The following is a 22,972-nucleotide window of genomic DNA, read 5'->3' as shown; positions in this document are numbered from 1 at the left end:
GCCTGCCCGTTCCTTGCGAGCTCTCAGTTGAAGGCGATCAGGAGATCCTTCGCATCGATCTGGTCGCCGGCCTTCACCAGCACCTCGGCGACCGTCCCGTCGCGCTCGGCGTGCAGCGCCGTCTCCATCTTCATCGCTTCGATGGAGAGCAGCACGTCGCCGGCCTTGACCGCCTGGCCGGCGGCGACCGAAAGTGCGGAGACCACACCCGGCATCGGCGCCCCGACATGCGCCTCGTTGCCGGGCTCCGCCTTGCGACGCGCCTTGGCCGCCGACGCGCCATGTGCGCGATCGGGTACCTTCACGCGCCGCGGCTGGCCGTTGAGCTCGAAGAACACCGTGACCATGCCCTTGTCGTCGACATCGCCGAACGCCTGGCAGCGCACGACCAAGGTCTTGCCCCTTTCGATATCGACGAAAATCTCGTCTTCCGATTTCATGCCGTAGAAATAGGTCGGCGTCGGCAGAACGCTGACCGGGCCGTAGGTCTCCTGCGCGGCGACGAAGTCGGAAAACACCTTCGGATACATCAGCCACGAGGCGAACTCGTATTCCGACAGCTTGCGCTCGAGCTTGTCCTCGATCTCCTTGCGGCTCTTCTCGAGGTCGGCCGGCTTGAGCAATGAGCCGGGCCGCGCCGTGATCGGCTTGTCGCCCTTGAGTGCCTTCTTCTGCAACGCCTGCGGCCAGCCGCCAGGGGATTGGCCAAGATCGCCGCGCAGCATCGAAACCACCGAGTCCGGGAAGGCGATGTCGCGGGCCGGGTTCTCGACATCGGCAACGGTCAGATCCTGGCTCACCATCATCAGCGCCATGTCGCCCACGACCTTGGAGGACGGCGTCACCTTGACGATGTCGCCGAACATCAGGTTGACGTCGTGATAGGTCTGCGCCACCTCGTGCCAGCGTGTCTCCAGCCCCAGCGAACGCGCCTGTTCCTTCAAATTGGTGAACTGCCCCCCCGGCATTTCGTGCAGGTAGACCTCGGAAGCCGGGCCTTTCAGGTCGCTCTCGAAAGCAGCGTACTGATTGCGAACGGCTTCCCAGTAGAACGAGATCTTTCGGATCCATTGCGGGTCGAGGCCTGGATCGCGCTCGGTGCCTTTCAGCGCTTCGACGATTGAACCCAGGCACGGCTGCGAGGTGTTGCCGGAGAAGGCGTCCATCGCCGCGTCGATGGCGTCGACACCGCTTTCCACGGCCGCCAGCACGGTTGCCGCCGACAGACCCGATGTGTCGTGGGTGTGAAAATGGATCGGCAGGTCGGTCGCCTCGCGCAGCGCCTTGAACAGCACGCGGGCAGCACTCGGCTTCAACAGGCCGGCCATGTCCTTGACGGCGATGATATGGGCGCCGGCGGCCTGCAATTCCCTGGCGAGCCCGACATAGTATTTCAGGTCGTACTTGGCCCTCGCCGGATCGAGGATGTCGCCGGTATAGCACATCGCCGCTTCGATCAGCTTGCCCTCGGCGCCGACCGCGTCCATGGCGACGCGCATGTTCTCGACCCAGTTCAGGCAGTCGAAGACGCGGAACAGGTCGACGCCGCCCGACGCCGCCTGCTTGACGAAATGCTGCACGACATTGTCGGGATAATTGGTATAGCCAACACCGTTGGCGCCGCGCAGCAGCATCTGCAGCAACAGGTTGGGGGCGGCTTCCCGCACCAGCGACAGCCGCTCCCATGGATCCTCGGTGAGGAAGCGCATGGCGACGTCGAAAGTGGCCCCACCCCAGCATTCGAGCGACAGCAACTGCGGCAAGGCGCGCGCATAGGTGCCGGCGATGCCGGCAATGTCATGCGTGCGCACACGGGTGGCGAGCAGCGACTGGTGGCCGTCGCGCATCGTCGTGTCGGTGACCAGCACTTCCTTTTGCTCGCGCATCCAGGCGGCGAACTTTTCCGGCCCGAGCACGTCGAGCTTCTGCTTGCTGCCGCTCGGCACATTGCCGTTGAGATAGGGCACCACGGGCGGCGCCGCGTCGGCCTTTGGCGTCGGCCGGCCGCGCGTCTCGGGATGGCCGTTGACGCTGACGTCGGCCAGGTAGTTGAGCAGCTTGGTGGCACGGTCTTGGCGCTTGACCTGCTGGAACAGCTCCGGCGTCGTGTCGATGAACCTGGTCGTATAGGAATTGTCGGCGAAGCTCGGGTGATTGATGATCGCTTCGAGGAAGGTGAGGTTGGTGGCGACGCCGCGGATGCGGAACTCGCGCAGAGCGCGGTTCATGCGGGCGATCGTCTCGGCCGGCGTCGGCGCCCACGCCGTGACCTTCTCCAGCAGCGGATCGTAGAAGCGGGTGATGACCGCGCCGGAATAGGCCGTGCCGCCATCGAGGCGGATGCCGAAGCCGGTGGCGCCGCGATAGGCGGTGATGCGGCCGTAGTCCGGAATGAAATTGTGTTCGGGATCTTCCGTGGTGATGCGGCACTGCAAGGCATGGCCGTTCAGCCGGATATCCCTCTGCGCCGGCACACCCGATTCCGGCGTGCCGATGGCGAAACCGTCGAGGATGTGGATCTGCGCCTTCACGATGTCGATGCCGGTCACCATCTCGGTGACGGTGTGCTCGACCTGGATGCGCGGATTGACCTCGATGAAGTAGAACTTGCCGGTATCCGCGTCCTGCAGGAATTCGACGGTGCCAGCGCCGATATAGCTGGTCTCGCGCGCGATCTTCAGCGCATAGCCGCAAAGCTCCTGGCGCAGGTCCTCGTTAAGATAGGGCGCCGGCGCGCGCTCGACGACCTTTTGGTTGCGGCGCTGGATCGAGCAGTCGCGCTCGAACAGGTGGACTGCATTGCCGTGCGTGTCGCCAAGCACCTGCACCTCGACGTGGCGGGCGCGCTCGATCAGCTTTTCGAGATAGACCTCGTCCTTGCCGAAGGCGGCCTTCGCCTCGCGCTTGCCTTCCATGACCTCGCGGGCGAGGTCGGCCTCGGAGCGGATGGCGCGCATGCCGCGGCCACCGCCACCCCACGAGGCTTTCAGCATGACCGGATAACCGACCGTCTTCGCGAGTTCCTTGACCGCCTCCATATCGTCCGGCAACGGATCGGTCGCCGGCACCACGGGCACGCCGACCTCGATGGCCAGATTGCGCGCCGCGACCTTGTTGCCCAGCCGGCGCATCGTGTCGGGCTTGGGACCGATGAAGGTGATGCCTGCTTGCGCGCAGGCCTCGGCGAATTCGGGGCTTTCCGACAGCAGCCCGTAGCCGGGGTGGATGGCATCGGCGCCTGAAAGTCTGGCGACGCGGATCACCTCCTCGATCGACAGATAGCTCTCGATCGGACCCATGTCCTTGCCGAGATGCGGGCCGCGCCCGACCTGGTAGCTCTCATCGGCCTTGAAGCGGTGCAGCGAGTATTTGTCTTCCTCGGCCCAGATCGCCACGGTTTTGAGGCCCAGCTCGTTGGCCGCGCGAAAGACGCGGATGGCGATTTCTGACCGGTTGGCGACGAGGATCTTCGTGATGGCCAAGGACTGGGCTCCAGCAGCGGAAGGAACGGGAAATCGGGGCAATGATTAGCGCGAAAATGCTGCAGTGCAAACAAAATCGACGCTGATTTAAACCGATTTAGATCGATTATCCGGCCCAACACTCGCACGCATCGGTTCGAACGGACGGAACAATGGCGACAATTTCGATCCTGGATGCGATCTTCGTAAGGAAGGCTCGCCGTGACGTAACCCGGCTGCCGCCGCGCATCAAAAGAAAATGCCCGGCGCGAGGCGCCGGGCATCGTTGGTTTCGGATCCGAATGAATTACGACTTCGGGAACCAGGAATACTTCCCGTCGTCCTTCTTCTTCCATTCGTACATGATGTAGCCTGGCAGCTTCGGATCGCCCTTGGCGTCATAGGCGAGATCGCCCAGAACGGTCGGGAACGGTCCGCTTTCATGCATCGCCTTGGCGACGGCCTGCGGATCGTTCGTCTTGGCGGCAGCGGCCGCCTCGGCGACCACCTGCACGGCGGCATAGGCGTAGAGCGTGTAGGCTTCCGGCTCGAAACCCTGCGCGCGGAACTTCTCGACGAGTTCCTTATTGGCTGGGATCAGGCGCGGGTCGGGGCCGAACGTGTTGAGGGTGCCGGCGACAGCGTCGCCCGCGATGGCGGCGAGTTCGTCCGTCACGATGCCGTCACCCGACATCATCGGGGCCTTGAGGCCCTGGTCCGCCGACTGACGGATGATCAGGCCGGCTTCGGTGTGCAGGCCTCCCCAGTAGATCAGGGTGACGCCGGCTTCCTTCATCTTGGCGATCAGCGCCGAGAAGTCCTTGTCGCCGACATTGACGCCTTCATACATCACTTCCTTGATGCCGGCGGCGTTCATCGCCTTCTTGGTTTCGTCCGCGAGGCCCTGGCCATAAGGGGTCTTGTCATGGATCACGGCGACTTTGGCATCCTTGAAGTTCGCGGCGATATAGGCGCCAGCGATGCTGCCCTGCTGGTCGTCGCGTCCGCAGGTACGGAACACATTCCACAAGCCGCGCTCGGTAAACTTCGGGTTGGTTGCGGCCGGCGTGATTTCGACGATGTTGTTTTCGGCGTACACTTCGGAGGCCGGGATCGACACGCCCGAGTTGAAGTGGCCGATCACGAACTTGACGCCGTCGCCGACGAACTTGTTGGCGACCGAGATGCCCTGCTTCGGATCGGAGACATCGTCGCCGACTTCGAGCTTGATCTGCTCGCCATTGATGCCGCCCTTGGCATTGATCTCGGCGACCGCCGCTTCGGCGCCCTTCTGCAGCTGTGCGCCGAAGGCCGCGTTCGGACCGGTGATCGGCCCGGCGACGGCGAACATTACATCAGCCCACGCGTTGCCGCCGAACGCGACGAGCGCGGTCAGGGCCACGGCGGACAAAAGTGACTTTTTCATTTAAACGCTCCCATTAACGGAGTGGGCGTGGATGAAGCTTTCATGCGATGCCCACCCTTATCGCAGAAAGCATAGTTTGCCGATTTTCAGGCACTTGTCACGCCGATTCATCCCTGACGCGGCGTTAATGATGAACGTCAACCTTTCGGTTTCCAGCTCAAGATTGAAGCTCTTTCGTAGAGCCAATTATACTGTGTGACCATCTGGTTGGTTCGTGTGTATTGATAGCCGACGAAGCCCAGTATCATCAGCACGATGATGTCGACGATATAGTAATGCAGCGAGAACATCGTGCCGTCGAACAGCGCGTGATGGATGAAGCGGATTCCGATGCCGAGCCCGAGCAGATAGGCAAACAGCTGGATGAAGCTGCGCCATGTCTGGGCACTGGCCTTGCCGGTCATCCAGGCCGCCCATCCGCCGAGCAGGCAGGTGACGAAGAAGAACTGCCAGATCGACGGTTCCTCGTAGAGAATGCCTTGCATGGGAAGTCTCCTGAACTCAGTGATGTCCGCCTTCGAGATAGGCGGCGCGCACTTCCGGATTGGCGAGCAGCTCCTTGCCGGTGCCGCTCATCGTCACATTGCCGTTGACCATGACATAACCGCGCGTGGCGAGCTTGAGCGCGCCGAACGCGTTCTGCTCGACCAGGAATACGGTCAGCCCTTGGGTGCGGTTCAACTCACGAATGGCATCGAAGATCTGCTTGACGATCAGCGGCGCCAGGCCCAGCGACGGCTCGTCGAGCAGAAGCAGTTTCGGCCGCGCCATCAGTGCGCGTCCGATCGACAGCATCTGCTGCTCGCCGCCCGACAGCGTACCGCCACGCTGGGCGATGCGCTCCTTCAGCCTGGGGAACAGCGTGAACACCTTCTCGACGTCCTCGCCATAATATTTGAGGTTGTCGAGGCTGGCGCCCATCTGCAGGTTTTCCATCACCGTCATGCGCGGAAAGATGCGCCGGCCCTCCGGTGACTGGGCAATGCGCATGCGCGCGATTTCGTGTGTCGGCAATTGGGTGATATCGGTCCCGTTGAAGGTGATGGTGCCCGTGCGGGCGCGTGGAGCCCCGAAGATGGTCATCATCAGCGTCGACTTGCCGGCGCCGTTGGCGCCGATCAGCGCCACGATCTCACCTTGCTTGACGCTGACATTGACGCCGTTCAGCGCACGGATGTTGCCGTAATAAGTCTCCACGCCCTTGATATCGAGCAGCGTTGTCGTGGCCATCACTTGCCCCCTCCACGCTTGCCCTGAACGGGCTTGGCTGTGCTCGCCTTGGCTTTGCCGGACACATGGCTGGTCGCCACCTTGCCTGCATCGACGCGGCGCGAGAATTCCGTATCCTTGCCTTGGCCGAGCAGCTTGGCCTGCTTGACCCACTCCTCGCGCGCGATGCGTCCGTCAAAGGCCAGGTAGGCCTCGACCGCCTCGACGTCTGCCTTCTTCCAGGCGCCGATCTGGTCGAAGTGGAAGATGCCGTGTTCGTTGAGCTTCTTCTCGTTGACCGTGCCGATGCCCTTGATGCGGGTCAGATTGTCGGCCTTGCCGCCACGGGGGGCAGCGAGGCGGTTCGAAACGCCTTCGGCCTTCGCGGCGGGCGCCTTGGCGGCCGTTTTCCGTGGTGCCGCTTTCTTCGCGGCGGGCTTGGCCGGCGCCGGTCTCGGGGCAACAGGCACGCTGGCAGCGCGGGCATCGACCTGCGCTGCCTTCGAGGCGCCTTTCGACACGGTTACGCGTTCGCCTTGGCTATGGCCGACGGTGTCGCTCACCGGCCCGGCCAGATACGACGACGATGTCCCCGGGCCATGCGCGGAATCGGGGCCGATGTCGAGCTGTTCGATGACGTCCTCGTCGCCGACTTCGGTAAGTACGGTCTCCACCTCCTCGTCGTCGACGCCAAGATAGGCAGCGATGACGCGCGGGTCGGTGCGCACCGACTGCGGATTGCCGTCGGAGATCTTGCGGCCATATTCCAGCACCACGACATGGTCGGAGATCTGCATGACCACCGACATGTCGTGCTCGATCAGGAGGATCGAGGTGCCTGTCGTGTGCTTGATCCCCATCAGCAGTTCGTTGAGAGCCGCCGATTCCTTCGGGTTGAGACCGGCCGCCGGTTCGTCGAGGCACAGAAGCTCGGGACCGGTGCACATGGCGCGCGCGATCTCGAGCCGCCGCTGTGCGCCGTAGGGCAAGTCGCCGGCCGGATCGTCGGCGCGATCGACGAGATCGGCCTTTTCCAGCCAGTGCTTGGCAAGCTCCACCGATTCGGCCGAGGCCTTGCGGTAGCCGCTGAAGCCGAACAGGCCCAGGATCGTATACCCGGACGCCTTCATCAGCTTGTTGTGCTGGGCGACGAGCAGGTTCTCCAGCAGCGTCATGCCCGAGAACAGGCGGATGTTCTGGAAGGTGCGCGCCACCTTGGCGCGCGCCGGGATCTCATGGTTGGGCAGCCGTTCCAGCAGGTAGCTGGAGCCATCGGCCCGGTTGAGCGTGATCATGCCTTCCGACGGCTTGTAGAAGCCGGTGATGCAATTGAACACGGTGGTCTTGCCGGCGCCGTTGGGGCCGATCAGCGCGGTGATTTCGCCGCGCCTGGCGGTGAAGGACAGGTCGCCGATGGCGACCAGACCGCCGAACTTCATCGACAGATGATCGACCTGCAGGATGGCGTCGTTCACTTGTGCGTTCGCATTCATCAGCCGTGACCCTCCTTGGTGAAGGAGCTTGAGACAGCCCTTCGCTCCTTGAGGAAGGCTGTCGGTTCACGACTGCCGACAAAGCCCCGCGGCTTCCACAGCATGACTATGACCATGGCCATGCCGAACAGAAGCATGCGGTAGAGTTCGGGGGTGAAATCTTGCCCGAAGACCTGTTTGAGGAAGTCGAGCTCGCGCAGCGCCTCGGTGCCGCCGATCATCACCATCGCGGCGACGGCGATGCCGACCAGCGACCCCATGCCGCCAAGGACGACGATGGCCAGGATGATGGCCGATTCCAGGAAGACGAAGGATTCCGGGCTGACGAAGCCTTGCCGCGCGGCGAAGAATGCCCCGGCAAAACCGCCGAACATGGCACCGGTGGCAAAGGCCGTCAGCTTGGTCGTGGTGGTGTTGATGCCGAGCGAGCGGCAGGCGATCTCGTCCTCGCGCAGCGCTTCCCAGGCACGCCCGACGGGCATGCGCCTCAGCCTGATGGTGACGAAGGCGGTGAGCATGCAAAGCGCCAGGATCAGGTAATAGAGGAAGATCTTGTAGTAGGCGCTCGAGGTCGCGAGGTGCAGGACCTTGGCGATGTAGTTGGGGTCCGAGACGTTGAAGGTCATCAAGCCGAAAAAGGTGACTTTCGGGATGCCGGAGATACCGGCCGAACCGTTGGTCACATCGCGCCAGTTGATCAGCACCAGGCGGATGATCTCCCCGAAGGCAAGGGTAACGATCGCCAGGTAATCGCCGCGCAGGCGCAGCACCGGAAAGCCGAGCAGCACGCCCCAGAAGGCGGCCATGGCGCCGGCCGCCGGAAGCAGTATCCAGAACGACAGGCCGTAGGTTGTGCCAAGCAGCGCATAGGCGTAGGCCCCGACGGCGTAGAAGGCGACGTAGCCCAGATCGAGCAGGCCGGCGAGGCCGACGACGATGTTCAGCCCCCAGGCCAGCATCACGTAGATCAGGATCTGGATGCCGAAATTGTCGACCCATTTCAGCGAGCCCTGCAATCCGGTGGCGACCGACCACGACATCAGCGACAGCACGACGATGACAAGGATCGGATAGAGCACCAGCGCGGCAATGCCGAGCTTGGTGAAGTTGGCGTGGATGAAGCCGCGGTAATAGTAGATCACGCAGGCCAGCGCATAGATGATTGCGAGCGCGCGCAGGAACTGCAGATAGCCGGCCGCCTCTGCTCCTATCCATCCGGGAAGCGAGCCGTTGAACACGAACAGCAGCACCACCGCGATGATCGCCACGACAAACGCCGGCAACAGGAAGAAGCGCGACGCCGCACTGGCCGGCAACAGGCCGGTGGCGACATCGGCGATCTTCTGGTTGGCCATGAAGGGTTGACCATAGGCGACATAAAGGAAACGGCCGATAGCCGTGGCGATCACCACGGCGGCCAAGAGGCCCCAGCGCTTCACCAGGACCAGTTCATTGGAGATGTTCTGGTCTGTCTTGAGGCCGATGAACAGCACGAACAGGCCAAGCGAGATGGCGCCGGCATAGAAGCCCTCGCGCAGCGCGCGCTGCATGGGGCTGGCGACGGTGTCGCGCTCTGGAGATACGGTCACGGCCATGGTCTCAGACCTTTTCGACTTCTGGCCGGCCCAATATGCCGGAAGGCAGGAAGATCAGCACGATTGCCAGGATCGAGAACGCGGCGACGTCCTTGTAGTCGATCGAGAAATAGGCCGACCACATGCTCTCGATGAAGCCGATCAGGAGGCCGCCCAGCACCGCACCTGGCAATGAGCCGATGCCGCCAAGAACCGCCGCCGTGAATGCTTTGACCCCGGGGGTAAAGCCGTCCGAGAAGGCGATGACGCCGTAGTACATCAGGAACAGCGTGCCGGCGACGGCGGCAAGAGCGGCGCCCATGATGAAGGTGATCGAGATGGTGCGGTCGACGTCGATGCCCAGCAGTGCGGCCATCTTGCGGTCCTGCTCGCAAGCGCGTTGCGCCCGGCCAAGCGAGGTCTTGTTGACCAGGTACCAGAACAGCGCCAACAGCAAAGCCGTGACGATGACGATGATGATCTGCTTCAGCGAAACGCTGACGCCGTTGATGTTGTAGACTTGGCTGACCATCGGCGGGATCGGCTTGTTGCGCGGGCCTTGCGTCACCTGGACGAAGTTCGACAGCGCGATCGACATGCCGATGGCGGTGATCAGCGGCGCCAGCCGGAACGAACCGCGCAGCGGCCGGTAGGCCACTTTCTCGATCGTCCAATTGTAGAGGCTGGTGAGCAGCATCGCCACGATCATCATGACCAGCAGCGCGATGACCACGGGCACCGAATAAAACAGCGCGCCGAGGATGAGGAAGACGATCAGCGCCGTGAAAGCGCCCACCATGAAGATGTCGCCATGGGCGAAATTGATCATGCCGATGATGCCGTAGACCATCGTGTAGCCGATCGCGATCAGCCCATAGATCGATCCCAGCGTCAGCCCGTTGATAAGCTGCTGGACAAAGTACTGCATGTGTACATGGCTCCCCTGGAATGTCGCCCATGCAGACGCATTCCTTTTCGTATTTCCCCTAGTCGTAAAGTTTCGAGCCCGGATTGCAACGTGATTTTTTGACCGCTCCGCGTGTTTGCAAGTCACGTCTTCCCGATCGCCCGTTTTTCGCACCCAGCCCCTGGACTATCGCGGACCCTATCATTGGCATAACGCAATGTCTTTGACGATTGAGCCGCATCATGCGCTCCGTTTCGAAGAAATCACCGTCAAAATTAGGTGATGAGAGGAATCGTTGCGTTCCTGACACGGTTCGTTTTTCGTCACACTCCTTTCCGCAGGGTCAGGATTCTCCTACTTGACCACGAAACCATGCGCGAACGGATCGCGGTCGTCGATGAAGATCGTGTTCAGTCCAGTCATGCGGGCCCAGCCGCCGATCGAAGGGATGATGGCCGGCTTGCCGGCGACGGTGACGTCCTTTTCAACCTTGCCCTTGAACAGCGAGCCGATGATCGATTCATGGACGAACGCATCCCCCGCCTTGAGCTTGCCCTTGGCATGGAGTTGCGCCATGCGCGCCGAGGTGCCGGTGCCGCATGGAGAGCGGTCGATCGCCTTGTCGCCGTAGAAGACGGCATTGCGGGCATCGGCTCCCTCGACCGTCGGCTTGCCGGTCCACAGCATGTGCGACAACCCGGTGATCCCGGGATTCTCCGGATGCACGAAGGAATACTTCTCGTTGAGCCGCTGCCGCACCACCGGGCTCCAGGCGATGAGGTCGCCGGCGGAATAGTCGGCCATATCACGATAGTTCGCCTGCGGCTCCACGATGGCGTAGAAATTCCCGCCATAGGCGACATCAACGGTGATCTCGCCGAGCCCCGGGCATTCTACCGCCAGTCCTTCGGCATAAAGGAAGGACGGCACATTGGTGATGCGCACCTCCTCGACATACTCGCCGACCTGCTTGTACTCGGCGATGACCAGGCCGGCGGGCGTGTCGAGCCGCAGCATACCCGGCGTCTTCGGCTTGACCAGCCCATGCTCGATCGCCATCGTCACCGTACCGATGGTGCCGTGACCGCACATCGGCAGGCAGCCGGACGTCTCGATGAACAGGATGGCGATGTCGCAATCCTCACGGGTCGGCGGGTAGAGGATCGAGCCGGACATCACGTCATGGCCGCGCGGTTCGAACATCAGGCCGGTGCGGACCCAGTCGTATTCGGCCAGGAAATGCGCCCGCCGCTCCATCATCGTCGAGCCCTGCAGCAGCGGCCCGCCGCCGGCGACCAGCCGCACCGGGTTGCCGCAGGTGTGGCCGTCGATGCAGAAGAAGGATTTCTTGGCCATGTCGCTCCTCGAAAATCAAAACCGTTGTGGACTGAAGGGGGCCAGATCAACGGACGAAGTCTGCCCCAGAACGAATTCCCTGATCAACCGCCCGGTTGCCGCGGCCTGCGTCAGGCCGAGATGGCCGTGGCCGAAAGCGTAGATCACGGACTGGCTTCGCGCCGCCTTGCCGATGACGGGCACCGAATCCGGCAGGGAGGGCCGGAACCCCATCCATTCGCGCCCGCCCGAGGGATCGAGCCCCGGCAGGAATTCCCGCGCCTTCCGCAAGAGCGCTTTCGACCTGTTGAAATTGGGCGGCCGCTCGATGCCGCCGAGTTCCACGGCACCGCCGACACGCAGGCCGGTTTCGAGCGGGGTGATGACGAAGCCATGGCCGGAAAAGATCAACTGTCGCCTCACGTCGAAGGCGCTCGTCGGCAGCGTCGTGTTGTAGCCGCGTTCGGTCTCCAGCGGAATGCGATCGCCGAGTTGCCGCGCCAGCAGATGCGACCAGGCGCCCGCCGCGATGACAAGGCGCCTGGCTTGCCTGCTCGTGCCGTCGGCCAGCGTCAGCGTCACGGCATCCTGATCCGCCGCGACGCGGTCGATGCGGGCCATCTCGAAGCGGGCGCCCTTGGACTGCGCGTACGCCCACACCGCCTTGCCGAGCAGTTTTGGATCGGCGACGGTCTTCCATCCAGGCACGAAAGTGCCTTTGACGAAGCGCGGTGACAGCCCCGGCTGCAGGTCCGTTAGGTTCTCGCCCTCGACATGGCGGAAGCCGATGCCGAAGCGCTCGCGCGCCGCCCAGCCCGACAGCGAGGCGCGGAACTCGGCCTCGCCTTCGTAGAGTTCGAGCGAACCGTCCTCGCGCAGCATCGGCCGGGTGCCGGAACGATCGAGCAGATCCATCCATTCGGCCTCGGCAAGCTTCATCATGCCGGCCTGCGCCGTCAAGCTCGCCTCATATTTTCCAGGCGCGCCGGCGCGCCAGAACCGGATCAGCCAAGGCAGCAGCTTCGGCAGGTAGGCGGGCGGAATGCTGAGCGGGCCGAGTGGATCGGCGAGCCATTTTGGCAGCTGCCGGATCATGCCCTTGTGCGCCAGCGGCAGCACGTCGGAGAAAGCAAAGGCGGCGGCATTGCCGGAGCTCGTCTCCTCGCAGATGCCCGTGCGGTCGAAGAGCGTGACGTCCAGTCCCGCCTCGGCAAGGAAGGCAGTCGCGCAAATGCCGATGATGCCGCCACCGACGATGGCGATGTCTCTCCCTTCTCCCCGTTCACGGGGAGAAGGTGCCCGCAGGGCGGATGAGGAGCGCCGCCCCTTGTCTGTCGATTTGGACTTTCCTTGCACCTGGGCGCTGCCTCTCATCTGGCTGCCGCCACCCTCTTTAGAACTGCGGCAGTGTCGGCCGCGCCGCCAGCGCATCCTTGATGATCTTCTCGACAGCCTTGCGGCGTTCGCCCGACAGCGGCATGCGCGGCATGCGCACGCGGTCATTGGTGTTGATTGCGAACACTTCGGTAAGCTTGATGTTCTGCACCAGATAGGTCGAGACATCGAGGTCGAGCAGCGGCCGGAACCAGCGGTAGATGGCGAGCGCCTCTTCGCGGCGCCCCTGCTTCATAAGCTGGTAGATGGCGACGGTCTCGCGCGGGAAGGCGGTGACCAGACCGGCCACCCAGCCGATGGCACCCACGGAGAGCGCCTCGAAGGCCAGGTTGTCGACGCCGGTGAACAGGTCGTAGCGGCTGCCCAGGCGGTTGATGATCTCGGTCGAGCGGCGGATGTCGTCGGAGGATTCCTTGATGGCGACGAAGCGCTTGTCCGACGCCAGCTCCTCCATCTGGTCGACGCTTACATCGACGCGGTAGGCGAGGCGGTTGGAATAGATCATGACCGGCAAGTCGCCGGCTTCCGCCACTGCGCGCAGCGCCACCACCGTCTCTTCCGCGTTGGTGTGGTAGATCGGGCTCGGCACCACCATCAGGCCATTGGCGCCTTCCTTGGCGGCGCGCTTGGCGATACTGGCGGCCTCGCGGGTGCCGGCCTCGTTGACCGTCAGCAGCACCGGCTTCTTGCCAGCGATCTTCTGCGCGGTCTTCAGCACCTCGATCTTCTCGTCAGGCGACAGCATCGGTCCCTCGCCCAGCGAGCCGCAGACGATGATGCCATCGCAGCCGGCATCCATTTGCAGGCCGAAGCAGCGCTCCATCTCGGCGTGATCGAGCCGGTCGTCGGCGGTGAATTTGGTCGTGACGGCGGGGAAAACTCCGGTCCACATAGCTATCTCTCCATCTGATATATCAGCCGTATATCTGTTAGGAAAGCTGCTGTCAATGCGGAATCTGTTATGATATATTCTAGATATATCAGGAGAGAGCCTTTGATATCCATGGAAGCAAGCATCGTGTCGGAGCCCGCGGCGACCAAGGCCTATCGCGTCCTCGAAAACATGATCGTCACGCTCGAACTGGCCCCGGCGAGTTTTGTCACCGAGGGGTCCCTGATCGAGCGGCTGGCGCTCGGCCGCACGCCGGTGCGCGAGGCGATCCAGCGGCTGGCCTGGGAGGGATTGCTAGACGTCAGGCCCCGCGCCGGCATCGCGATCGCGCCACTGCACCCCGGCGACTGGCTGCGTGTGCTCGACGCAAGGCGCGGCGTCGAGGTGGTGCTCGCCCGTTCGGCCGCACGCTTCGTCACCCGCGAGGCCGCCGACCTGTTCCACGAGGCGGCGCTCGCCATGCAGAAAGCAGTGATATCAGGCAATGTGCTCGCCTTCATCCAGGCCGACAAGGCGCTCGACGAGGCGCTGGCGCTGGCCGCCGACAACCCGTTCGCCGCCCGGCTGGCCGCCCCCCTGCAGACCCACAGCCGCCGCTTCTGGTTCCGCTACAAGGCCGACACCGGGCTGGCGGAGTCCGCCGAGCACCATGTCGCATTGATCCGCTCGATCCTGGACGGCGATGAGGAAGGCGCCGCCGAGGACGCCAAGAAACTGATGGCACTGCTGCGCGGCCATGCCGAGGTCGCCGCCACGCGCTAGTTGCAAGAGCGCGAAGGCAAATCGCTCAGGCGCCCGGCAAGGCCGCCTTGAGTGTCGGGCTGTCCCAGCCTTCGCCAACCGACAGGATACAACTCTGGCCTTTCGTATCGGAAGCCAAGACCGTCCAGCTGCCTTGTTCCGATACGAAGACCTCGAGGACCACATTGGGGTTGATCAGGCCGCGCCCGGCTTCGCTTTCGTGGAAGTTCTCGCCGAGCGCCTTCACGATATCGGCGCGTGGCGCGCATTGCCCAGTTGCATTTGCCTGAGCAGCGCACGAGCACATCGCCATCGCCGCAACGAACATTGTCGCCGTAAGACGTCGTGTCATTTGACACCTCCTTGCGCCGGACGATGCAATGCCACCGGCCCGCCGTCGGCGCCCTGGTTGTCTGCCGCGCCTCCTCCACGGCAGGATTGCAGCCCTAAGTCGCGCAATCCCCCACCGGTTCCATCACATTAGCGTTTGCAAAAACAAAAGGCCTAAGTCCGGGGACTTAGGCCTCAGGTTCAATCGATCTTCTCATCCGCCCTGCAGCGAGGAAGACCAGATAAAAAAGCGTCCGGTCAATTCATCGTCGGGATAACGAACTCGGCGCCGTCCTTGATGCCGGACGGCCAGCGCGAGGTAACCGTCTTGGTCTTGGTGTAGAAGCGGAACGCGTCCGGGCCATGCTGGTTGAGGTCGCCGAAGGAAGACGCCTTCCAGCCGCCGAAAGTGTAATAGGCGATCGGCACCGGGATCGGTACGTTGACGCCGACCATGCCGACCTGGACACGGCTGGCGAAGTCGCGCGCGGCGTCGCCATCGCGGGTGAAGATGGCGACGCCATTGCCCATCTCATGATCGTTGGCGAGTTTGATGGCGTTCTCATAGGTCGGCGCGCGCACCACCGAGAGCACCGGCCCAAAGATCTCTTCCTTGTAGATGCGCATATCGGCCGTGACATTGTCGAAAAGGCAACCACCCATATAGTAGCCGTTCTCATAGCCCTGCATCTTGAAGCCGCGGCCGTCGACGACAAGCTTGGCGCCTTCCTTGACACCGGTGTCGACGTAACCCTTGACGCGCTCCAGCGCCTGAGCGGTAACCAGCGGGCCGAAATCCGCTGCCGAATCCGTCGAGGGACCGACCTTCAGGCTTTCGACGCGCGGGATCAGCTTTTCCATCAGCCGGTTGGCGGTGTCGTTGCCGACCGGAACGGCCACCGAGATAGCCATGCAGCGCTCGCCGGCCGAGCCGTAGCCGGCGCCGATCAGTGCGTCGACGGTCTGGTCCATGTCGGCGTCGGGCATGATGATCATGTGGTTCTTGGCGCCGCCGAAGCACTGCACGCGCTTGCCGGCCGCCGTGCCGCGCGAATAGATGTAGTGCGCGATCGGCGTCGAGCCGACAAAACCGATGGCCTTGATGTCGGGATCGTCGAGGATGGCGTCGACGACATCCTTGTCGCCGTTGACGACATTGAGGATGCCGGCCGGCAGACCGGCCTCGATGAACAGTTCGGCAATGCGCATCGGCACACCCGGATCACGCTCCGAAGGCTTCAGGATGAAGGCGTTGCCGCAGGCGATCGCCGGCGCGATCTTCCACAGCGGGATCATCGCCGGGAAATTAAACGGCGTGATGCCGGCGACGACGCCGAGCGGCTGGCGCATCGAATAGACATCGATGCCGGGGCCTGCACCGTCGGTGAACTCGCCCTTCATCATGTGCGGAGCGCCGATGCAGACCTCGACCACTTCCAGGCCGCGCTGGATGTCGCCCTTGGCGTCGGCGATGGTCTTGCCATGTTCGCGCGCAAGGATCTCGGCCAGTTCGTCATAGTCGCGGGCGACCAGTTCGAGGAACTTCATCAGCACGCGCACGCGGCGCTGCGGATTGGTCGCGGCCCATTTGGGCTGTGCGGCCTTGGCGTTCTCGACCGCCGCGCGCAATTCCGCCTGCGAGGCCAGCGCCACCGTGCCGCGCACCGTGCCGTCCATCGGCTGCATGACGTCCTGCTTGCGGCCGCTGGTGCCGGCGACACGCTTGCCGCCGATGAAATGACCGTAGTCGATCATGATTTCTCTCCCTGGGTTGTGATGTCGCATTGTCCGCCTTTGGCCGGCCGATGGCAACGCGAGGGAGAACGCAACCGTTGTGCATAAAATAGATATCGATTGACGCGTGAGCATCAATTCTCGCAAATACTCGCCCGAGATCTCCATCAGGGGAACGCCATGAACTGGGATGACGTCCGCATCTTTCTCGCCGTGGCGCGGGCCGGCCAGATCCTTGGCGCCGCCAGGCGGTTGGAGCTGAACCACGCCACGGTCTCGCGCCGCATCGCGGCCCTTGAAGACGCGTTACGCACGAAACTCTTCCGCCGGCTGACCACCGGCAGCGAACTGACCCCGGCCGGCGAGCGCTTCCTCGACATCGCCGAGCGCATGGAGGGCGACATGATCGCCGCCCGCTCGACCATATCGGGCGAAGGCGACGACGTGTCCGGAACCGTGCGCATCGGCGCGCCTGACGGCTTCGGCGTCGCTTTCCTGGCCAAGCGGCTGGGCGAACTCACCGCCCAGCACCGCGAACTCACCATCCAGCTCGTCCCGGTGCCGCGCTCCTTCTCCCTGTCGCGACGCGAGGCCGACATTGCCATAACCGTCGAGCGGCCGACCGAAGGCCGGCTGGTGGCGGGAAAACTGGTCGACTACTCGCTCGGGCTGTTTGCCTCCCGCGGCTATGTCGACGCGCATGGCCTGCCCAAAACCGCCGCCGAACTTGGCCAGCACACCCTCATCGGCTATGTGCCTGACCTGATCGTCAGCCCGTCGCTCGACTACGCCGCCGAATTCAGCGCCGATTGGCGGACCAGCTTTGCCATCTCCTCCGCACTTGGTCAGGCCGAAGCGGTGCGCTCGAGCGCCGGCATCGGCATCCTGCACACCTTCGTCGCCCGCTCGATGCCGGAGTTGGTCGCCGTCGATGTGGTCGCGCCCATCCGCCGCGCCTACTGGCTGGTCTATCACGAATCGGTGAGACCGCTGCGCCGCGTCCAGATCGTTGCCTCCTTCATCACCAAGGCGGTGGAACGGGAGCGGGGGTTGTTTACCTGATTTCGCCCAGATGCCTGCGGGTTTCGCGCCCTTAAGGCAGGGTGCCGACATCACAATAACGCGGGGCCTGGATCACGCACGGCGCCTTTTCCTTGCCACAAAACCGACCAGTGTGGCATCAGGCGTGCGGTCGCCGGCCATGGGACAGCTCGGGTGGGGAAATCTTTCATAAAGCTGGCGCGGATAGACATGCGAGCCGTTCTTGCCATCCTGCCGCTGCTGATCGTCTCCGCATGCGCCAACCCATGGACAAAAGTTCCGGAAGCCGAATTGCCGAAACCGATCCGCTACGCCATGGCGCGTCCCTCGCCTTTCGTCATCGGCAATTACTGCGGTCCCGGCACCCGCACCGGCGATCTGTCGGCCCGGCCTGTCGATCGCCTCGACGCCGTTTGCCGAACCCATGATGCCTGCTACATCGCCCGCCGCAACCATTGCGACTGCGACGGCGCCCTTGTCGCCTCGGCGAGGGCGATCCGCGATGACATGACGGCGCCCCGCAAGATGCGCGGCGAGGCGGACCTGCTAATCGCCACCTTCGCCATCCCTGTCTGCAAGGTTTTCCCGCAAGGTTTCATGCCGCCCCGCGACCCGGCGCAGTTGAGCGTCATGAAGGCCGGGGCGACGGGGTGAACATCCGCACGGCCATCCTCGCCCTGTTCGGGCTGGCCGCCCTTGCCGGCTGCGGTGCGGGCCGCAATGCCTGCGAACTATCGGCCGGGCAGGAGGCTTGCGCACGGCCCTCGCTGTCGGCTGGCACGCCCGGGTCGCGGGTCGCGGCTGAGCAGTTCTTCGGCAATGACGGCGGCAGCGACTATGAAAGACGGTTCCTGGCACTGCTCGCCCACAACCAGCTCGGCGCCATGGACCGTGCCAACGGCACCGGCCCCTTCGGGCGCAACCGCCTCGATGTCCAGAACCGCGATTTCCAGGCGACCTATTCGACGCTCCAGCACCTGGCCGGACCAGTCGCCAACGCTCATCTGCCGCCGGTCGGTGGGGGCAGCGGCGACGGTCATTTCGACGGCCGCTGGCGGGTGTCGCGGCAGACGCTCTATATCGATGCGGCGGCGCGGCCCTCGGCCCCCAGGATTTTCGATTTCTCCGGCTTGCAGGCACGCAGCACCGAGATCGTCGTGCGACAGGCGGGCAAACAGCCGGCCGACATCGAAGGCAATTGCGACGGCGCGTTGGCGCTCCGCGCTGGCGGAGCCTCACGCACCATCGCCGCCGGCGCGGCATTCCGCTTTCACCTCTCCGGCGAGGACGACACGGTCAGCCTGTTCCCGGGCGACGGCCTAAACCGGTGCACGGCGAGGATCCGCTCCAGCCTTGCGCCCACCGGTACACCGCTCACCATCCGGCGCGAAGAAACCGCGGATCCGGCGCTTGCCAGCTTGGACAGCCGCTACCAGCGCTGCCCAGTCCCCGGCGGTGCCGGCCTCGATGCGCTCGAGCGCGCCTTCTATGCCAGCCGCTGGCTGTCGCAGACCTGCGCCATGCCGATCGGCGAGCCCAGGCTGCTGCGCAAGTCGCGCGACGGCTTCAACGCCAAGGTCGAGGCGCTGATGGGCGCGCCGCTGCCCGATGCGGCAATAGACAGGGGCGATCCGGAACTGCCGCTCGATTTCTCGAAGGCGCCAAGGCTGAAGCTGATCTATCTGTCCTCGCTGGAATTCAAGGCCGACTTTTCCGGGCGCGTCATCGAACGGCTGATCCGCCATCATGCAGCGCTTGGCGCCAAGGTGCGCATCATAGTCACCGACGTGCTGGAGCGCGAAAAGGACGACGCCATGCTGCACCGGCTGGCCGCCGAATTCCCCAATGTGGAGCTGCAGGAATATCGCTGGCGGGCGGACCACGGCGCGCCGATCGACGAGCAGATTTCACAACTGCACAAGGTCCATCATGTCAAGATGCTGGCCACGCTGGCGCAGGACCCCGCGCGCTCGCGCGTCATCATCGGCGGCCGCAACATCCATGACGGTTTCCTGTTCCACCAGCCGATCGATCTGTCGCGCTATCCGGACCTCGAGCAATACGGCAAGACCGACGGGTTTTCGCTGAATTACTACTCGAACTGGAGCGACTTCGACATCGAGTTCGCCGACCGGGCGACGGTCGAGACGCTCGCCGCGCAGCTGTCGACGATATGGCTGCGCGACGCCGACACCAACCTGGCGCGCCCCTTCTCCATCCCGGTCCGCGGAGATGGCCCCCGGGGCAATGCCCGGCATTTCATCTCGATGCCCTATGAGGATGACCATGCGCTGGAGGCCTATTTCGTCGAACTGGTCGATGCCGCCCGGCACCATATCCAGATCGTCAACCCCTACCTCAATCTGACGCCGAGCCTCGCCAAGGCTTTTGACCGGGCGCTCGCCCGCGGCGTCAGGATCGACGTTGTCGGCCGCATCGACCTCAAGGGCGATATCGGGGGCAGGTTTCTCACCGCGCTCAACAAGCTGTTCGTCGAGAAATATGGCGACCGTATCGATATCCGCGAGTTCAAGGCGCCTGACGTGGTGCTGCATTCCAAAATCATGATGATCGATGAAAGGCTGGTTGCCATCTCCTCGGTCAACCTCAACAACCGCAGCTTCTTCCACGATTCGGAGAACGGCATGATGGTGCTCGACCCCGCCTTCTACGCCAGGATGAAGCCGGTCTATGACGACTACCTCGTCCACTCGAACCCGGTCGCCACCAATGTGACGATCCCGTGGGCCTACCGGCTGCTGTTCGACGAGGCGTGGGTCAGGCAGGCGTTCTGATATCGCCCCGGTTCCGGGGCAACGACATAAGCAAAGAATAAAGCGCGAGACGCGCGGCGGCTATTTCAGGTAACGCTCCTGGGCCAAGGCACGCACGTCGATATCGGGCACCCGGTTGGAGATGATGTCGGCCAGAACCTTGGCCGAGCCGCAGGCCATGGTCCAGCCGAGCGTGCCATGGCCGGTGTTGAGATAGAGGTTGGACAGCTCCGTGCGGCCGATCAACGGCGGTCCGTCAGGCGTCATCGGCCGCAGCCCGCACCAGAACGTCGCATCGCGCATCGCGCCGGCTCCCGGAAACAGGTCGCCGACCGAGTGTTCGAGCGTGCGCCGGCGCGATTCATGCAGCCTGAGGTCGAAGCCGGAAATCTCGGCCGTGCCGCCGACGCGAATGCGGTCGCCGAGCCGGGTGATCGCGACCTTGTAGGTTTCGTCCATCACGGTCGACACGGGCGCGGCGGCGGCGTCCTTGATCGGCACCGTGATCGAATAGCCCTTGACCGGATAGACCGGGATCGGTCGCTTCATCCGGCGCATGAAACCAGCCGAATAGCTGCCCAGCGCCATCACATAGGCGTCGGCGGTCAGCCAGCCCTTGCTGGTGCTCATATTGTTGACGCGGTTGCGGCTGCGGATGACGCGCCATATCGTCGTGTCGTATTCGAACTTGACGCCGCGCGCCACGCAGAGCTCGGCCAGCCTGTCGGTGAACATCTTGCAGTCGCCGGTCTCGTCGCCCGGCAGTCTCAGGCCGCCGACGAATTTTTCACGCACCCCCGCCAGCGCCGGTTCCGCCGCGATGCAGCCGTTGGGATCAAGGACCTCATAGGGCACGCCATATTTCTTCAGCACCTCGACATCGCCTCCGGTGCCGTCGAGCTGCTTTTGCGTCCGGAACAGCTGCAGCGTGCCCTGCGTCCGCTCGTCATAGGCGATGCCGGTCGCCTCGCGCAGCGCCTTCAGCGTGTCGCGGCTGTATTCCGCCAGCGGCACCATGCGCGATTTGTTGATCGCGTAGCGCTCGGCGGTGCAGTTGCGCAGCATCTTGACCAGCCACGTCCACATGTGCGGATCGAAGGCCGGCCGCACCACCAGCGGACCATGCTTCATCAAGAGCCACTTGATCGCCTTGAGCGGGATGCCGGGGCCGGCCCAGGGCGAGGCATAGCCGGGCGAAATCTCGCCGGCATTGGCAAAGCTGGTTTCCAGCCCCGGCCCTTTCTGGCGGTCGATCACCGTCACCTCGTGGCCGGCCTCGGCGAGATAGTAGGCCGTGGTCACCCCGATCACGCCACTGCCCAGCACCATGATTTTCATCATTCACTCCTTGCCGCGCCGAGCGTCCTCAGGACGCCCGTGGACGCAGCCGTATTTTTCGATTTGCGCATGATCCCGAGCGAAAATCGATGCCGATCTTCGAGACCACGCGCTGTTGCCCATTCACGCCGCCGAGGGACCGGGGTCGTCGTCTTCTGTCTGCCGCATTCCGGCCGTCTCGCCAAGAGGCCTCCAATCGGCTGCGGCACTGTAGACGAGCCTGAGCCCGTGCGGTCGCTGCGCGTCAGCCTGGTGTTTCTGCCTGACCGTGCGCCGGGCAGCCTCCGGCTGGTAAAGCACGGCCCGGATCAGGATCGACTCCCGCCGGCCGTCGGCGTGTTCGACCATTGCAGTCTGGCCTTGCACCATGCCAAGCATGCAGAGCCCGCGCCTCGTTGCGACCGACAGGCTGGAGCCGACCGGCCCGCGCACCTCGTGCTGCACCAGGGTTCGCGTCTCCGCGGGACCGGTATCGACGCCGAACACTACCCTGCTGTTCAGCGTGACGATGTCGGGGCCGACCGAATCGATCGGCACGACATCGGCGCGTGAAAGCTTGTGTTCGAGCATGCGCACGATCGGATCCGCGAATGCCCGCCGGCGCTCCAGCATGACTTCGAGAACGGCAAAGTCCTTCGTCGTCAGGCAGCAATTCGTGCTCGTCATCACCGCCTCCGCCATCAAGCTCGTTGCGGGCCGGAAGCCGGCGTATCGACGGCTTCGACGGTCACGGACAGTTCCCGACCACCACGACCGTTCCAGCAAACCGCCTGCCCAACGCTCGCGCCGATGAGCGCGGTTCCCATCGGCGTCAGCACCGAGATCCGGTTCTCGGCTATGTCGGCCTCGCCCGGGTAGACCAGCATGATGCGCTGGGTGTCCCCGCTTTCGCCGCGCACCATAACCGTCGAGCCCATTCGCACCACACCGGCCGGCATCGCCGCCGCGTTCGTGACGACGGCCCGGTCCATTTCCGAAAGCAGCTCCTCGGCCGTCTCGGGCGCGCGATCGAGCAACGCCCTCGCCAGGCCGGTCAGCCTGTCATGGTCGGCTTCGCTGATCAGAATATGGCTGTTTGGACGCAGTTCTTTTGCATGTTGCATGGCAAACCTCATGGGATCGGCGCATCGAACGGATGCGCGCCTGCCGCCGCACTGGCGGCGGCGTGATGAAAGGCCGGCAGCCGCGAAGGGCTGTTCGGCTTGCGCTTGTGGATGTATGGATGCCCCGGTACGGACGGACGCCAGAAGGCGGCCGCGCCGGGGCTACGATCCCGCGATCGGGCAGACCCTGAACAAGGTTGTGCTATAAGCGAGGTTGCT

The 22,972-nt window shown here is 63.8% G+C and carries 19 protein-coding genes; 4 read left to right on the top strand and 15 right to left on the bottom strand.

Annotated features, from left to right (window positions below; translation table 11 throughout):
• Positions 1-23: 23 nt before the first annotated feature.
• The 10 genes from pyc to FJ954_RS19480 form a co-directional block, all read right to left on the bottom strand.
• Complete coding sequence (gene pyc, locus FJ954_RS19525) at positions 24-3,482, bottom strand: pyruvate carboxylase (RefSeq protein WP_140662606.1); 3,459 nt, start codon at positions 3,480-3,482, stop codon at positions 24-26.
• A gap of 286 nt (positions 3,483-3,768) precedes the next feature.
• Positions 3,769-4,887 carry a branched-chain amino acid ABC transporter substrate-binding protein gene (locus FJ954_RS19520; RefSeq protein ID WP_015315221.1) on the bottom strand — a complete coding sequence of 373 codons (1,119 nt, stop codon included), beginning with the start codon at positions 4,885-4,887 and terminating at the stop codon, positions 3,769-3,771.
• 137 nt (positions 4,888-5,024) lie between these two features.
• Positions 5,025-5,372 (bottom strand): DUF6867 family protein, encoded by a 348-nt coding sequence (locus FJ954_RS19515; protein WP_140662604.1) that lies wholly within the window; start codon positions 5,370-5,372, stop codon positions 5,025-5,027.
• A gap of 16 nt (positions 5,373-5,388) precedes the next feature.
• On the bottom strand, positions 5,389-6,117 hold the full coding sequence (locus tag FJ954_RS19510) for an ABC transporter ATP-binding protein (protein WP_015315220.1): 729 nt from the start codon (positions 6,115-6,117) through the stop codon (positions 5,389-5,391).
• Positions 6,117-7,589: an ATP-binding cassette domain-containing protein gene (locus FJ954_RS19505; protein ID WP_140662602.1), complete on the bottom strand. Its 1,473-nt coding sequence runs from the start codon at positions 7,587-7,589 to the stop codon at positions 6,117-6,119. The genes FJ954_RS19510 and FJ954_RS19505 overlap by 1 nt, the downstream gene beginning before the upstream one ends.
• Positions 7,589-9,184 (bottom strand): high-affinity branched-chain amino acid ABC transporter permease LivM, encoded by a 1,596-nt coding sequence (livM, locus tag FJ954_RS19500; protein WP_015315218.1) that lies wholly within the window; start codon positions 9,182-9,184, stop codon positions 7,589-7,591. Before livM ends, FJ954_RS19505 begins: the two co-directional genes overlap by 1 nt.
• Positions 9,185-9,188: 4 nt before the next feature.
• On the bottom strand, positions 9,189-10,091 hold the full coding sequence (locus FJ954_RS19495) for a branched-chain amino acid ABC transporter permease (RefSeq protein WP_015315217.1): 903 nt from the start codon (positions 10,089-10,091) through the stop codon (positions 9,189-9,191).
• A gap of 333 nt (positions 10,092-10,424) precedes the next feature.
• Positions 10,425-11,426 carry a 4-hydroxyproline epimerase gene (locus FJ954_RS19490; protein ID WP_140662600.1) on the bottom strand — a complete coding sequence of 334 codons (1,002 nt, stop codon included), beginning with the start codon at positions 11,424-11,426 and terminating at the stop codon, positions 10,425-10,427.
• 15 nt (positions 11,427-11,441) lie between these two features.
• On the bottom strand, positions 11,442-12,779 hold the full coding sequence (locus FJ954_RS19485) for an FAD-binding oxidoreductase (RefSeq protein WP_181177874.1): 1,338 nt from the start codon (positions 12,777-12,779) through the stop codon (positions 11,442-11,444).
• A gap of 19 nt (positions 12,780-12,798) precedes the next feature.
• Positions 12,799-13,692: a dihydrodipicolinate synthase family protein gene (locus FJ954_RS19480; RefSeq protein WP_140662599.1), complete on the bottom strand. Its 894-nt coding sequence runs from the start codon at positions 13,690-13,692 to the stop codon at positions 12,799-12,801.
• 111 nt (positions 13,693-13,803) lie between these two features.
• Between FJ954_RS19480 and FJ954_RS19475 the strand changes: the two genes are divergently transcribed.
• A complete protein-coding gene (locus FJ954_RS19475; RefSeq protein WP_246681115.1) occupies positions 13,804-14,454 on the top strand; it encodes a GntR family transcriptional regulator in 651 nt (216 codons plus the stop codon).
• A 25-nt stretch (positions 14,455-14,479) separates the two neighbouring features.
• Here FJ954_RS19475 and FJ954_RS19470 read toward each other — a convergent pair whose 3' ends face one another.
• Together FJ954_RS19470 and FJ954_RS19465 are read right to left on the bottom strand one after the other, a co-directional pair.
• On the bottom strand, positions 14,480-14,785 hold the full coding sequence (locus tag FJ954_RS19470; RefSeq protein WP_140662596.1) for a hypothetical protein: 306 nt from the start codon (positions 14,783-14,785) through the stop codon (positions 14,480-14,482).
• A gap of 236 nt (positions 14,786-15,021) precedes the next feature.
• The gene (locus FJ954_RS19465; RefSeq protein WP_015315211.1) at positions 15,022-16,518 is read right to left on the bottom strand and encodes a CoA-acylating methylmalonate-semialdehyde dehydrogenase; all 1,497 of its coding nucleotides are present in this window, start codon (positions 16,516-16,518) and stop codon (positions 15,022-15,024) included.
• Between the two features lie 159 nt (positions 16,519-16,677).
• Here FJ954_RS19465 and FJ954_RS19460 point away from each other — a divergent pair, with 159 nt between their 5' ends.
• The 3 genes from FJ954_RS19460 (at position 16,678) to FJ954_RS19450 (ending at position 20,333) form a co-directional block, all read left to right on the top strand.
• Positions 16,678-17,559, top strand: coding sequence for a LysR family transcriptional regulator (locus FJ954_RS19460; RefSeq protein ID WP_140662594.1), 882 nt, complete (start codon positions 16,678-16,680; stop codon positions 17,557-17,559).
• 189 nt (positions 17,560-17,748) lie between these two features.
• On the top strand, positions 17,749-18,192 hold the full coding sequence (locus FJ954_RS19455; RefSeq protein WP_140662592.1) for a hypothetical protein: 444 nt from the start codon (positions 17,749-17,751) through the stop codon (positions 18,190-18,192).
• Positions 18,189-20,333: a phosphatidylserine/phosphatidylglycerophosphate/cardiolipin synthase family protein gene (locus tag FJ954_RS19450; protein WP_140662591.1), complete on the top strand. Its 2,145-nt coding sequence runs from the start codon at positions 18,189-18,191 to the stop codon at positions 20,331-20,333. The genes FJ954_RS19455 and FJ954_RS19450 overlap by 4 nt, the downstream gene beginning before the upstream one ends.
• A 60-nt stretch (positions 20,334-20,393) precedes the next feature.
• On the opposite strand, the gene FJ954_RS19445 is transcribed toward FJ954_RS19450, so the two are convergent.
• From FJ954_RS19445 to rnk, 3 genes are all read right to left on the bottom strand, one after another.
• Entirely contained in the window at positions 20,394-21,650 is a 1,257-nt protein-coding gene (locus FJ954_RS19445; protein ID WP_140662589.1) for a D-amino acid dehydrogenase, read from the bottom strand.
• 123 nt (positions 21,651-21,773) lie between these two features.
• Positions 21,774-22,316, bottom strand: a complete 543-nt coding sequence (locus FJ954_RS19440) for a nucleoside-diphosphate kinase (RefSeq protein ID WP_140662587.1) — start codon at positions 22,314-22,316, stop codon at positions 21,774-21,776.
• A gap of 14 nt (positions 22,317-22,330) precedes the next feature.
• Positions 22,331-22,753: a nucleoside diphosphate kinase regulator gene (gene rnk, locus FJ954_RS19435; RefSeq protein WP_140662585.1), complete on the bottom strand. Its 423-nt coding sequence runs from the start codon at positions 22,751-22,753 to the stop codon at positions 22,331-22,333.
• Positions 22,754-22,972: the final 219 nt, after the last annotated feature.

Origin of the sequence: Mesorhizobium sp. B2-3-15 (assembly GCF_006442875.1) — a bacterium.
Lineage (GTDB): Bacteria > Pseudomonadota > Alphaproteobacteria > Rhizobiales > Rhizobiaceae > Mesorhizobium > Mesorhizobium australicum.
This window is presented reverse-complemented; position numbering and strand designations above follow the sequence as displayed.

Coding starts and splice junctions, on each gene's coding strand:
- FJ954_RS19455 (WP_140662592.1), top strand. CDS start 17,749: ATGCGAGCCGTTCTTGCCATCCTGCCGCTGCTGATCGTCTCCGCATGC.
- FJ954_RS19465 (WP_015315211.1), bottom strand. CDS start 16,518: ATGATCGACTACGGTCATTTCATCGGCGGCAAGCGTGTCGCCGGCACC.
- rnk (WP_140662585.1), bottom strand. CDS start 22,753: ATGCAACATGCAAAAGAACTGCGTCCAAACAGCCATATTCTGATCAGC.
- FJ954_RS19495 (WP_015315217.1), bottom strand. CDS start 10,091: ATGCAGTACTTTGTCCAGCAGCTTATCAACGGGCTGACGCTGGGATCG.
- FJ954_RS19515 (WP_140662604.1), bottom strand. CDS start 5,372: ATGCAAGGCATTCTCTACGAGGAACCGTCGATCTGGCAGTTCTTCTTC.
- livM (WP_015315218.1), bottom strand. CDS start 9,184: ATGGCCGTGACCGTATCTCCAGAGCGCGACACCGTCGCCAGCCCCATG.
- FJ954_RS19460 (WP_140662594.1), top strand. CDS start 16,678: ATGAACTGGGATGACGTCCGCATCTTTCTCGCCGTGGCGCGGGCCGGC.
- FJ954_RS19475 (WP_246681115.1), top strand. CDS start 13,804: ATGGAAGCAAGCATCGTGTCGGAGCCCGCGGCGACCAAGGCCTATCGC.
- FJ954_RS19470 (WP_140662596.1), bottom strand. CDS start 14,785: ATGACACGACGTCTTACGGCGACAATGTTCGTTGCGGCGATGGCGATG.
- FJ954_RS19490 (WP_140662600.1), bottom strand. CDS start 11,426: ATGGCCAAGAAATCCTTCTTCTGCATCGACGGCCACACCTGCGGCAAC.
- FJ954_RS19480 (WP_140662599.1), bottom strand. CDS start 13,692: ATGTGGACCGGAGTTTTCCCCGCCGTCACGACCAAATTCACCGCCGAC.
- FJ954_RS19520 (WP_015315221.1), bottom strand. CDS start 4,887: ATGAAAAAGTCACTTTTGTCCGCCGTGGCCCTGACCGCGCTCGTCGCG.
- FJ954_RS19445 (WP_140662589.1), bottom strand. CDS start 21,650: ATGAAAATCATGGTGCTGGGCAGTGGCGTGATCGGGGTGACCACGGCC.
- FJ954_RS19485 (WP_181177874.1), bottom strand. CDS start 12,779: ATGAGAGGCAGCGCCCAGGTGCAAGGAAAGTCCAAATCGACAGACAAG.
- FJ954_RS19505 (WP_140662602.1), bottom strand. CDS start 7,589: ATGAATGCGAACGCACAAGTGAACGACGCCATCCTGCAGGTCGATCAT.
- FJ954_RS19440 (WP_140662587.1), bottom strand. CDS start 22,316: ATGACGAGCACGAATTGCTGCCTGACGACGAAGGACTTTGCCGTTCTC.
- FJ954_RS19510 (WP_015315220.1), bottom strand. CDS start 6,117: ATGGCCACGACAACGCTGCTCGATATCAAGGGCGTGGAGACTTATTAC.